The 12,849-nt window shown below is 37.9% G+C and carries 10 protein-coding genes; 5 read left to right on the forward strand and 5 right to left on the reverse strand.

The window, feature by feature from the left end; all coding sequences use genetic code 11:
• Positions 1-73: 73 nt before the first annotated feature.
• Both CH352_RS01175 and CH352_RS01180 read left to right on the forward strand, forming a co-directional pair.
• Positions 74-760: an OmpA/MotB family protein gene (locus CH352_RS01175; RefSeq protein ID WP_100706607.1), complete on the forward strand. Its 687-nt coding sequence runs from the start codon at positions 74-76 to the stop codon at positions 758-760.
• Between the two features lie 97 nt (positions 761-857).
• A complete protein-coding gene (locus CH352_RS01180; RefSeq protein WP_100706539.1) occupies positions 858-2,501 on the forward strand; it encodes an ATP-binding cassette domain-containing protein in 1,644 nt (547 codons plus the stop codon).
• Here the strand turns inward: CH352_RS01180 and CH352_RS01185 are convergent.
• The 5 genes from CH352_RS01185 to CH352_RS01205 all read right to left on the reverse strand — a co-directional run bounded on the left by CH352_RS01185 (position 2,498) and on the right by CH352_RS01205 (position 7,046).
• Entirely contained in the window at positions 2,498-3,067 is a 570-nt protein-coding gene (locus CH352_RS01185; protein ID WP_100706538.1) for an LA_3696 family protein, read from the reverse strand. The genes CH352_RS01180 and CH352_RS01185 overlap by 4 nt on opposite strands.
• 118 nt (positions 3,068-3,185) lie before the next feature.
• Positions 3,186-3,773 (reverse strand): RdgB/HAM1 family non-canonical purine NTP pyrophosphatase, encoded by a 588-nt coding sequence (gene rdgB / locus CH352_RS01190; protein ID WP_100706537.1) that lies wholly within the window; start codon positions 3,771-3,773, stop codon positions 3,186-3,188.
• Positions 3,770-4,108, reverse strand: coding sequence for an STAS domain-containing protein (locus CH352_RS01195; RefSeq protein ID WP_010514772.1), 339 nt, complete (start codon positions 4,106-4,108; stop codon positions 3,770-3,772). The genes rdgB and CH352_RS01195 overlap by 4 nt, the downstream gene beginning before the upstream one ends.
• A 200-nt stretch (positions 4,109-4,308) precedes the next feature.
• Positions 4,309-5,550 carry an acyltransferase family protein gene (locus tag CH352_RS01200; RefSeq protein WP_100706536.1) on the reverse strand — a complete coding sequence of 414 codons (1,242 nt, stop codon included), beginning with the start codon at positions 5,548-5,550 and terminating at the stop codon, positions 4,309-4,311.
• The gene (locus CH352_RS01205; protein WP_100706535.1) at positions 5,547-7,046 is read right to left on the reverse strand and encodes a hypothetical protein; all 1,500 of its coding nucleotides are present in this window, start codon (positions 7,044-7,046) and stop codon (positions 5,547-5,549) included. The genes CH352_RS01200 and CH352_RS01205 overlap by 4 nt, the downstream gene beginning before the upstream one ends.
• Positions 7,047-7,291: 245 nt before the next feature.
• Here CH352_RS01205 and CH352_RS01210 point away from each other — a divergent pair, with 245 nt between their 5' ends.
• From CH352_RS01210 to CH352_RS01220, 3 genes are all read left to right on the forward strand, one after another.
• On the forward strand, positions 7,292-10,429 hold the full coding sequence (locus CH352_RS01210) for a SpoIIE family protein phosphatase (RefSeq protein ID WP_100706534.1): 3,138 nt from the start codon (positions 7,292-7,294) through the stop codon (positions 10,427-10,429).
• A gap of 178 nt (positions 10,430-10,607) precedes the next feature.
• On the forward strand, positions 10,608-12,398 hold the full coding sequence (locus CH352_RS01215) for an ATP-binding protein (RefSeq protein WP_100706533.1): 1,791 nt from the start codon (positions 10,608-10,610) through the stop codon (positions 12,396-12,398).
• 6 nt (positions 12,399-12,404) lie between these two features.
• Positions 12,405-12,848: a response regulator gene (locus CH352_RS01220; RefSeq protein WP_100706532.1), complete on the forward strand. Its 444-nt coding sequence runs from the start codon at positions 12,405-12,407 to the stop codon at positions 12,846-12,848.
• Position 12,849 lies beyond the last annotated feature (1 nt).

Below are 12,849 nucleotides of genomic sequence, written 5' to 3' on the forward strand. Positions count from 1 at the left end.
TCCCTCGGGAAAAGTCGGAAAAAAACGATAAATTAATTATGTGCACCGTTCTAAGAAAAAACTCGGAGGAATCATGAAAAGGAATCTGGGTATTCTTACCTTAATTTTTGCCTGTATTTCCATTCTGTCTAACTGTGTTTCTCAATCCAAGTATGACGCCTTGCAAGCGATGTACGACGAGAAAGCAAGAGACCTTTCCAATTTAGAAAAAGATAAGTCTTCTCTCCAAAGATCCGTAGAAGATATGAAAAGGATCCAAGAAGAAACGGAAAGAAGGATCGCAGATTATCGAAGTTTATTAGAAAGTTTTAAAGGAATGATCGATTCCGGAAAACTTAAGATCCGGATAGTAGATGGAAGAATGGTGGTAATACTTTCTTCCGATATATTATTCCCACCGGGTTCTTCGAGTTTATCTTCAAAAGGAACCGATGCAATCAAAGAAGTCACTGGGATTCTATCTTCTCTTCATGGAAGAAGATTCCAAGTAGAAGGTCATACGGACGATGTGCCTACAGGTATCAAAGGATATTCCAACTGGGAACTTGCATCTGCAAGAGCTTTGACCGTATTACATACAATGGTAAAGTCCGGAATGCCAGAAGATAGGATCAGCGCGGCTTCTATGGGATCTTCTCGTCCTTCTGTCCCGAATACAAGTGTGGAAAATAGAACCGCGAATCGAAGGATAGAAATTGTAATTGTTCCAGACTTATCTAATCTACCAGGTATTGAAGAATTACGTAAATTGAGCGAATAGACCAGGCCTAGGATTCGCTTGGCGAATTACAGCACCCTATAAACTATGGTCTTATCCCCTCTTTTAATAAGATTCCTTCGGTGTTTAGGTAGGTTGTATGATCAGCGTTTCCGGTTTATCTCTGAATTTCGGAAAGAAAATTCTTTTTGAAAACGTTACAGTTAAGTTTAAAGAAAGCTGTAGATACGGTCTGATCGGAGCCAATGGTTCCGGTAAATCCACTTTTATGAAAATCCTTGCTGGAATGGAACAAGCAGCTGCAGGTTCTGTCTCCATTGATGTAGGAGTCAAAGTAGGCTACTTAAAACAGGACCATTACGAATACGAAAACGAAACAGTATTGAATACTGTAATGATGGGGAATAAAGAACTTTGGACAATCGCCAAAGAGAGAGACGAAATTTATTCTAAGCCTGAAATGTCCGATGAGGACGGGATCCGAGTTTCCGAATTAGAAGAAGCTTTCGGAGAGATGGGCGGTTACGAAGCGGAAAGTGTAGCTGGAGAATTATTGGAAGGTTTAGGAATTCCTACAAACATTCATGGTCAGACACTTTCTTTTTTAACAGGCGGTTTTAAACTTAGAGTATTACTCGCTCAGGTCTTATTCCAGAAACCGGATGTTCTACTTTTGGATGAGCCTACCAACCACTTGGATATCAAGACGATTCACTGGTTGGAATCCTTCCTTTTGAACTATAAGGGAGTTGTTATTGTTATTTCCCACGACCGTCACTTCATCAACTCAGTTGCTTCTCATATCTGTGACTTAGATTATCAGACGATGACCGTTTATCCTGGAAACTACGACGAGTACATGGAAGCGTCTCAAGCTGCGAGAGAAAGAGCTCAATCCGATAATAAACGAGCAAAAGAAAAAATTGCAGAATTACAAGAATTCGTCAGTAGATTCAGCGCCAACGCGGCAAAATCTAAACAGGCTACTTCTCGCCAGAAGATGATCGAGAAGATCAAAGATAATATGGCGGATATCAGACCTTCTTCCAGACTTTTCCCTTATATAATTTTCAAAATGAAAAGAGTTTTAGGTAAGGATGTAATCCTTGCAGATAATATCACTAAAGCTTACGAAGACAGAGTTATCTTTAAAGATTTTACGATCAATATCACCAAAGGGGAGAAGATCGCTATCATTGGAACAAACGGTGTAGGAAAAACCACTCTCTTAAAAACTTTGATGAAACAGATCGAGCCTGATTCAGGAACGGTTGCATTCGGAGATTCGGTAGAGACTTCCATCTTTCCTCAAGATCATAGAGAAGGGATCGGTGAAGACGCAGACTCTATTATAGAATGGTTATATAGATACGCTCCTCCAGGTACCGAGATGGAAGAGATCCGCGCTATTTTAGGAAGAATGTTATTCAGTGGGGATATGGCTAAAAAACCAACCCAAGTGCTTTCGGGGGGAGAAAAATCCAGGATCATATTAGGAAAGATGATTCTGTCTCAAGACAATCTTCTGGCCTTGGACGAACCTACTAACCACTTAGATTTGGAATCCATCGAATCCTTGAACTACGCATTAACCAAGTTTGAAGGAACCATCTTATTCGTTTCTCACGATAGGGAATTTGTAAGTTCAATCGCGACACGAGTACTGGAAGTTACCACGGAAGGTATCAGAGATTTTAAAGGAACTTACGAAGAGTTCTTAGAAAGAGAAGGCCAAGAATTTTACAAACGCCTGGCAGGTGGACCTGTTCTCACGGAAGCTTAGTAAGATAAGATATATTTATCCAAAAGCTTCATTAATATCGGCATAAAGACTGTTATCGAAACTCCAGTTGCTAAGATCCATTTTGTTTGAGTAGATATCAACTGGTGGATTTTAGAGATTTCCTTATAAACTCCTAAAAATCCAGAATGCATTTCAGTTTTTAATTCTAATTTCATTTCGGCCATTTCGGTTCTGAGTTCGAATCTACAAATTGCAATTTCAGATTTGATCTCAGATCTAACGGCTACAAATTCTGATCTAACTTCCGTTTTAAATCCTTCGAATTCAGATCGGAAGATTGCAAGCTCCGTTTTTACATTTGTAAGTTCACCTTTCAAACTATTATAAGCTTGGTCTGTACTAGTTTTAAATTCAGATATATCGGTTTTTATTTTTCCGACTTCTTCAGTAAGTCTCTTCTCGAATTGGTTACTTGATTCTTCCAAAAGTATCTTGCTCCCTAAATTCCAATTGAAATTTACGAAATCTAAAAATTCGTCCCTTCCTTCCGGTCCTAAAATGCCTTCTAATCTGGCGGGAACTTTTTTATAGATAGGTACCTTCATTTTAACCTCCGACGGTTGTTTGGCAACTCGTTCTTCAGTTTCAGGTACTCATTTATCCAAAATGCTTGCGTTTTTCAATAAAAATCCCGGAATATTCATTCGGAATCTATATTCAGTTTTATGAATATGTTTTCAGATATTTTACTAGCTCATCCAATGCTTTCTTTCGATGCGAAACTGAATTCTTTTTCTCATCTGAGACTTGGGAAAAATGAGCGGAGAAGGGTGGGTAATAAAAAATAGGATCGTATCCGAATCCATTTCCACTTGTATCATATTTATCAGAGATCAATCCAGCGCATTCTCCTTCGAAAGTAAATTCTCCTTCCGAAGTGACTAACGCGATCACACATACGTATTTTGCGTTTCGATTTTTTTCTCCTTTCATTTTTTCCAGGAGAAGTCTGGCTCTTCCTTCGTCGTCTAAACCTTCTCCGCCGAAACGGGCAGAATGGACTCCAGGTTCTCCACCTAGAGCTTCTACGCAAATTCCCGAATCATCTGCTAATGAAGAAAGTTTAGAAAGAGAAAATAATTCCCTGGCTTTGAGAAGAGCATTTTCAGTAAAAGTTTTACCGGTTTCTTCCGGACCGAAATCGATCCCTAACTCCTTTGGGGTGGATAAGGTAAACCCTAAAGGAGAAAGGATGGCTCGAATTTCGCGAACTTTATGAGAATTGTTGGAAGCTAAAGAAAGGGATTTCAATTTCCCAATTTGAACTCGTCAAAAGCGTCTTCAATAGTAGGAAGAACTTTAAACACTTTGTCCAACATTGTGATCTCGAATAGTTGAAGAAGATCATCGTCATTCACTACGATGATGATATCTCCTTCTGCTGAGTTGAACTTTTTTTTGTAGGAGACTAGGATCCCCAATGCAGTCGAGCAAATATGACTCACCTCTGTAAGATCGATTATGATCTTAGGAGAAGGTTCGAAATTATGGTCGCTCAGATTGCGGTCCAGTTCCTCGCTGTCGGATTGCAGAATGGATCCGGAAATTTTGATGATGTGGATGTCGCCTTGAACCGTTATTTCCATGTGGGTAACGAACCTTGTGTGCATATTCGATTTTTTTATAGCAAGCAAAAAACGTCCTTTCACGAACTTCTTTGCACTCTTCTTCCCGAATAATTTTAGAAAAAGGAAAGAATGCGCCTTTTTTCGGGACATTCGCCCCAAAAAACTTCATTTATGTCCCTATGAGTTGAGATATCTCAAGACTTTGCTTTAATTTCCGATCAGGAAACCTTCTGCAATTGTTCTCTGAAAACTTCCGAAGTCATCTTGACTTTGTATTTTGCGATCAGTTTATCTTTGAGGATCGCAAACGGTTTTTCAGTGATCAAATGATAGAAATACGCAAAGAAGAAAACCGTCAATCCAACCGGGATGGTATAGAGTAGGAATTCGTGCTGTTCTAATTGTTTATCTGCATAAAGCAATTTTCTAGAAATAGGAGTCATTACCACGATATGAATTATGTATGCGCAGTATGATAATTTCGCAAAAGGAGAGAACCCTTTCCAAGAAAGAAATTTTCCGATAGGATCTCCTTTTCTCATCGATAAAATAAAAATCCCGATCCATAAGAGAGCAAAACTTGGGTAGCGAATGATCTGATGGAATCCCATTTCGAATTCGTTCACTAATGCAGTATAAGTCAAGAGTCCAATCCAAAGCCCTGCATGCAAATAATTTGCCCAAGGTCCTAATTGAAGCGCTTTCTCGACCCATGATTTATGAAAATTGAATATATACGCGAATACGATCCCATATAGAACTGAATCTATATGTCCGTGGAATGGATAATAGATATTCGCGTTATACAAATCCACACTTTCGGAACCGGTAGTCTTTAAGATGACCGTATACATAAAGATCGCACGATAAATCAACGGGATTGCAGTGAGGAAGATCAAAAATCCCAATCTAAAACGTTTCGGAACATATCTGAAAATGACTAAAAGAAAGATTGGAAAGGCGATATAGAATTGTTCCTCTAAAGAGAGGGACCAGCCGTGGAACATGGTTCCCTTGAAATAGTCGGAAAGATACAGAAAGTCGAACCAGATCTTACTTTTAGCTGCTTCAATTTGGGGTATAAGCTCCGGCGGAGCGCTTCTGAGCATTGCAGGGATGAATAAGAAATATTGTAGAATTAGAAAAATATAAAATGGAGGAAAAATCCTTAAAGATCGTTTTAAATAGAAAAACTTCCAGTTGATAGTTCCCTTGGATTCTAATTCGGCAAACAAAGGGCTTGCGATCAAAAATCCACTCAATGGAAAGAATAGATCTAAACAAACAGAACCATTATTTAAGAAATTTCTTAAGTATGGATCGATATCCGGAATAAAGATCTGAACTGTGCGATACATATGTCCATAAATCAGCATAAAAAAACCCAAGGTTCTTGCCCCGTTAAAGGGTGCTATCTCCCTTTCGTCAGGTCTAAAAATTCCCAGGAAATATTCTTTCATTCAATGATCCTTACTATTGTGGATTTATAGTGAAAGGAGTTCTTGTTTAAGATTTGAAACTCTTCACTTTCCTTTTCCGGTGTTTCTAATGTAATCGTAATTGCAGGTTCTGAGTCGGAACATCTAAAGGATTTTGGAACTAAAAAATGCCATTCTTCGTTTAAGCATGAATTATATCCTTCTCTAGTTAGCCTAAGAAGGATCCCTAAACTAAGATCTCCTTGTCCGAAGTCTTTAGTATCGGATTTCCAGCGAATTCTATATTTGGTTTCTTTTTGCGGAGAGATGGCTGCTATGAATTTCTCAGGTCTGTCGTCGTATTCAAATTCTGTGTTCTTGCCATAGATCGCAATACATAAGAATATTATAGAAATGAAATAAATTTTGAAGTTCTTAGTATTTGGGAATACTAATTTAGATAGAATGATCTTCAGGTTTAGATAATAAAGAAGGCCAGCCAAAACATAGGTGAACCAATAGATATGGGAGATCTGCCCTCCTTTCATCTTGAATGCACCGAATAAGGTAATGAAGAATGCCCAGATCAGGACTTTGAGTAAAGATCTATCAAATTCTTGTAATTTATCCTTCCAGAAACTAGGAATTCCGAAAAGTAAGCCTACCACTAAAAGTGCAGGGATCTGTTTTGGAATGCTAAGCGGCGAAACGTAATAAGACAAAACATACTGCAATGTTGGGCCAAGTTTATGAAAGGTGGAATTCTTAAGAGCTAATCCTATAATTTTGCTTAAGTTTCCTGGAGTATTCGTGAATTGTTCAACGAGTGGAGGAATCCAGCAGATGATCGTGAATACTACTGCAAATAAGATACTTAATCCAAACTCTTTTGTCTTATACTGAGAAAGACCTTTGTTCGTATAAAAATAGAAACATCCGACTACAAACATAGGAACAATAAAAGAGATCCCAACGATTTGGTTTTGAACGATGATATTCGCACAAACTACAAACCAGAAAAAATTTCGGATAGAGCCTTGGGAAAAATCGGTTAAAGAAAGGATCAACACCAATGTGGGCAAAAGGATTACCCCCGGCCCCCAAATATTTGAAAACGCATTCGGTAGAAGAGGAGTTAATCCTAAGACCAAAGATGCGAATAATAGAATTTCAGATCTGTTCTCTTTTAATTTTGTATGAAGAATTCTTAAACCGATTAGAAGGAAAAAAAGATTATAAAGAACTATTCCGATTGAATGAGCTCCATGAGGAGATTTCACAAAGAAAAATATTTTTTCCGCAAGAGCCAGATAGTAAAATACGATCGGTCCAGGATGATTTACTAAAAAGCGGGAGTATGCTCCCAAACTTTCTTCTAACTTTCCTGCCTTCCAGATTTGAAGTGCATTTGCAGCATAATCTCCAGTTTCTTGGTATTGCTGACCAAAGAAACCTGGGTTCGCTAGCAGGTATGCTACACAGAACAAGATCGGAAAAAGTAGATAAAGTGGAAGTTTTTTGATGGAAGATGTTTGCATGAATCGGAGAGGAATAGGTTGGCCGATATTTCCAGTAAGCTTCTTTTTTTCGATTTCTAGGTCAAGTAGATTCCTTTTTAGAACGTGCTATATGCAAAGAAGGAAAGCTTTGAAGGAAGCTTAAATTATTTATGTTGGAATTCCGACAAATCTAAGGAGTTCCATAAAATTTTGGAAATAAATTACGCTTGATCCGAGTCGGATCGTTACTCTAAGCTTCCGGGACTACTTTTCTACACCAATCAATGGATCCGTTATTTTTTAACTTTTACTCTTTCGGTTCGATCTTAATCGTTCTCTATTACCTTTATACAGCCTTCTTCTTTTTAACCATCAAGAAAAGGAGTGGAGCCGCCTTCCATTTGGGAGTCTGTGGTTTAACCACGGTTTTCCATAATATAGGATATTTCTGGGGCTTTATTTCCTTCGAGGAAAGCACGATTCATCATAGGATTATTGCAGTTGCAGGACCACTGATGAGTTTTACTCAATTAGTAGGATTCTTCATTTATTTCCCCGAGCCAAGGAAGAAGGGGATCTTACCTGGTTTGATCTTTTATTGGCTTCTTTATTTAGGAGTTTTGTTAGTCACCGGATATTATGTGTATATTAGTTGGGATGCTCCAAGATCTTTCGTGCCCGGAAGTCATTACTGGGATTATGAGGTCCATGTATTTTACAGTTATTTTATATATGTGATCTTATTCTACGAAGTAAGTTATCTTGTGATCGGAATTTGGAAAGCGATCATAGAAACTGGAAAGGAGAGAAGGTCCGTAATTTATATTCTTCTGAGCTATGCAGTGATCACGGTAGTTCCAGGAATTTTAAATGCGCTTAGTCGAAACGGAACAGTTGCGCGCGCTACTTATCAACAGTCCTTTAACCTAGGAATGGTTACCGGAATGTTCCTGATCATGATCGTGTATGTGAACGCTACTAAAGAAAGAACTACGATCTTAAACCGTATCATCGGAGTTTCTTTAGCAACATTCTTCGTATGTTATCAATTGGTGGGTTATTCGATCCTGAACGGATATGAAAGAACTTACGACGATATGAAAAGAAGGGATAGTTCAATTGCGGTTCAGGAACAAAAAGATCCACAAGGCTTGGCTTATATAGTTTCTTACGATCCGGAGAAGAATGAGTTTCGATCGGAAAGAGGAAAGAAGGATCCTAGATTTAAAAAGGAAGATGAATTGGAGGTTCGATTTTTTAGAGAAAAACAAAAGATCTCTAATATAGGAAGTTTACCTGCAAAGGAAAGGTTAGAAAGAACAGAAAAGATCCTGGAAACTTCTCCCAATGACTTTAAGGCTTATGCCACCGGTATCCGTGCTTTTCTAAAGTCAAAAAACAATGAAACAGTAAAAGATTCCGATGTAGAAGATTATTTCCGAAGCATATACGGAAAATTGAATATTATTCGAAATAAATACTCTAGACTTCCTGATCGTAAAAAACAAAAATCAATCGAAGGATTGCTTGCTTCTTCGGATATAGGGCTGTCAGAAACCTTGGCTTATGTGAAACAATCCGCAATCCAGGCCGTAAATTCGGAAAAATCCGCGGAGCAGGTTTCTAAAATCGTATTAAATTCTCTGGCTCCGATTCATTTTGCGGGAGAAAGGATTTATCGAGGTACAAGGATCTATTCTACTTCTGATCCTAAGCCGGTAATGTATCTATCCTATTATTTTGCTCCGAACCTCGGTGGAAAAATATATGAGGTAGGATTTGATTATAAAGATTATAGAACGTTCCATCATGATCCTAGTTTTATATTAGTTGCCTCCATGGTCCTGACATTCTTCGTGATTGTGATTGGATTCAGATTCTTCTTTCAAAATGCGATCGTAGTTCCTATGGACGAAGTAGTAGTGGGACTAACCGAAGTAAATTCTGGAAATTTAGAATATAGGCTGACTCCTCGTGTAGAAGATGAGATTGGATTTATCGCAAGGTCTTTTAATAAAATGGCAAGAAGTATCCAAGCAGCCAGAAAGAGACTCGAAAAATACGCAGACGAACTCGAAGAAAAGGTAAAAGATAGAACCAAAGAATTAGAAAAAACTTTGGAAGAAGTAAAGGACCTCAAACAACAACAGGACGGTGATTACTTTCTTACGTCACTTCTGATCAAACCTTTGGGGGCAAACAAGGCAGTATCGGATAACGTCAAAGTGGATTTTCTAATAGAACAAAAGAAGAAGTTCAGCTTCCGAAGATTTAATGATGAGATCGGAGGAGATATGAATATCTCCAACCAGATCACTCTCAGAGGACAACGTTATATAGTATTCTTAAATGCGGATGCAATGGGAAAATCCATGCAAGGGGCGGGAGGGGCCTTAGTGTTAGGTGCCGTTTGCGAATCCATTATTGAGAGGACTCGGATCGAAGAATCCATGAAGGAGCAATCCCCGGAAAGATGGCTAAAAAACGCATTTATAGAATTACATAAGGTATTCGAAAGTTTCGAAGGTTCTATGCTTGTTTCATCAGTGATCGGACTAATAGACGAAAATTCTGGAACATTATATTATATTAATGCAGAACATCCTTGGACTGTGCTCTATCGAGATGGAAAAGCGGAATTTATAGAGCAAGATCTTATGTTCAGGAAGCTGGGAACCACGGGGATGGATGGAAAAATTTCAGTGAAAACATTCCAATTATTGCCTGGCGATGTTATTATTGCAGGCTCCGATGGAAGGGACGATATTCTTATAGGAAACGACGAAGAAGGTGCAAGGATCATCAACGACGACGAAAAACTTTTTCTTAAACTAATTGAAGAAGGAAAAGGAGAACTTTCTAATATATATGAATCCATACAACAAGTTGGTTCATTGACAGATGATCTATCTTTGGTCCGTATCTCTTTTAAAGAAGAAGGCGGGATAGAAAGAATACGAGAAAAAGAGAAGATCAGACAACTTCTTCGAAAAGCCAAAGAGAAATCCCAAGATAAGAACATCAAAGAAGCATTATCTTTATTAGAAGAAGCAGATTCATTAGACAATTGTCTACCTGAAGTGAAAAAGGGATTACTTAAGTATCATATTCGATTAAAGAATTATTCCAAGGCAGCACAATTTGCAGAAGAATATTTGAACATTCGTCCGGTAGATAAAGAAATACTATTCATTGCCTCGTATGTAGCAAGAAGAGCTAGACAATTCCAAAAAGCTCAAGATTTCGGCGAAAGGTTGCTCTTAAGAGAACCTGACCATGTTAGAAATTTGATCAATTTGACTAGGATCTCTATCGCTTTACGAAATTATGAAAGAGCGAAACAGCTTTTGAGAGAAGCTTACAGACTGGAGCCGGAGAATTCTCAGGTTCTGAAGGTCAAACATGCCTTAGATAAAATCTAAAACTTTCTATCTAATGCGACTTAATTAAGAGACTAAAAATTAAAATCGATTTAGTAAATTAATTTTGTCCAAACTGTGTAAATATCTTGCAAAATGGGGTCAAAAAATTTAAAATACGCGGATCAAATATGAAACAAAATTAAAAGATTAGAAACTTTTAATCAATGTTTTCCTTATCATGCTCTCATATGATTCTAAACTAAGACTCGGAGTTATCGGAATAGGTTTTTTAGGCCTAATGATTGGTGTTTCTTCTTGGGTCAGCAGCAGGAATCTGGCTCAATCTAAAGATTGGGAGTCTCATACATTCGGTGTACTTTCCAGATTAGAAAGTTTGGCTTCTTCCGTAAAGGAAACCAAGATCCGATTTTTGCTCTTTTTGGCCTCTGGAAAAAAAGAGGATCTGCAATATTATAAAACTGAAAAACAGAATTTATTCTTTAAACTAGGTGAATTGAAATATATTACTAGAGATAATTCTACTCAGCAAGACGGCCTTTTGGAGTTAGAAAAATTACTCACCAAAAAAGAGGAACTGATCCAGAAAAAAGGTCATTCTACTTTCAAAAACAAAGAAGCAGAGACTGAAAGTGCAGTATTAGAGAATGAGATCGATCGCCTAATAGATAGACTGAAAGAAAAAGAACTCTCACTACTTTCGGAAAGGGTTCACGATTCAAAAGTGAACGAAAAGATCGCGGATTGGATCCTATTCTTTTCGGTCTCTTTTAATATATTAATTTTAGCAATACTTTATAGATTCTTAAAGAAGGAATCCGACCTTCGAATAGAAACAGAAACAATCCTTTTTGAGAAAAATAATCTTTTAGAACATACACTTTCCGAAAAAGAAAAATTCTATAAAGAAATATTAATGATCAAATCCGCTTTGGATTGCGCTTCTAGTAATATCATGATTGCGGACAACGATCTGAATGTGGTATATACGAACCGATCCGTGGTAAATATGTTCCAAACTGCAAAGGAGAATATTCGCAACCAATATCCGAATTTTTCCCCAGAGTTTTTAATTGGATCTTGTATAGATTCTTTTCATTCTCAACCTGAAAAGCAAAGGCAGATACTTTCCACATTTACTAATACTCATAAAAGTTCCATTTCCATAGGCGGAAGACAATTTAATCTGAGTGCGGACCCTGTTATCGATTCTTCCGGAGAAAGACTCGGAAGTGTTGTGGAATGGTTGGATATAACTGAAAGGAATCTGAAGGAATTTCAGATAAACCAACTGAATCAAGACCTCGAAGAGAATATTCAAAAATTAGAATATGCAAATCGAGAATTGGAAGCATTCAGTTATTCCGTTTCCCATGATTTACGGGCTCCTATCCGGGGAATAGACGGATTTACTAAGATCATGTTGGAAGATTACTCCACGGTTTTGGAACCGGAGGCCCTAAGGCTTTTGAATGTGATCGCTACCAATGCGAAATTTATGGGGCAGTTGATAGACGACCTGTTGGCATTCTATCGTGTATCCAAGTTGGAACCGAAATCGGATTCTATAAATATGAAACATATGGTTTCCGATTCGATAGAGATTATCAATCAAGAATACGGATCCAGAAGCCCTATAGTCGAAATTTCGGAACTTCCTCCAGTAAAAGGGGATGCTTCTATGCTAAAACAGGTTTGGTTGAATCTGATCTCGAACGCATACAAGTATTCTTCCAAATCGCAAAATCCTTTCGTCGAGATAGGTTTTTTAAGCGGGGAAGGCAACCGTACATTCTTCGTAAAGGATAATGGAGTGGGTTTCGACGATCAATATTCCCATAAACTTTTCAAGGTATTCCAGCGATTGCATTCGAACGAAGAATTTAACGGTACCGGAATTGGACTTGCGATTGTAGATAGGATCGTACAGAGGCATGGCGGAAAAGTTTGGGCGGAAGGAAAAACGGGACACGGTGCCACATTTTATTTTACAATACCGAACAAGGAATAGAGAAGAATGAACCAATCGGGAAACTATGATATACTTTATGCGGAGGATAATCCGAACGATGCTGAACTTACTCTGAGAGGTTTCAAAAAAAATAATTTAGTAAATCAAGTCTTTCATGTCAAAGATGGTGAGGAAGCTTTAGAGTTTTTATTTTGCAGAGGAAGGTATCAAGGAAGGGAATCCGGTGGAAAACCTTTATTCGTATTATTGGATCTGAAAATGCCTAAAGTGGACGGTCTAGAAGTACTAAAAGAGATCAAGTCCGACGAAAAATTAAGAACAGTCCCGGTTGTAATGTTAACCTCTTCCGCAGAAGAGAAAGATATAGTAGAAAGTTATAAACTAGGTGTGAACAGTTATATTATAAAACCTGTAGAATTCGAAAAATTGATCATAACTGTATCTGAAATAGGACAATATTGGTGTATATTAAATAAATCGGTGCATTGAC

The sequence above is a fragment of the Leptospira hartskeerlii genome, from assembly GCF_002811475.1.
GTDB classification, from domain to species: Bacteria; Spirochaetota; Leptospiria; order Leptospirales; family Leptospiraceae; genus Leptospira_B; species Leptospira_B hartskeerlii.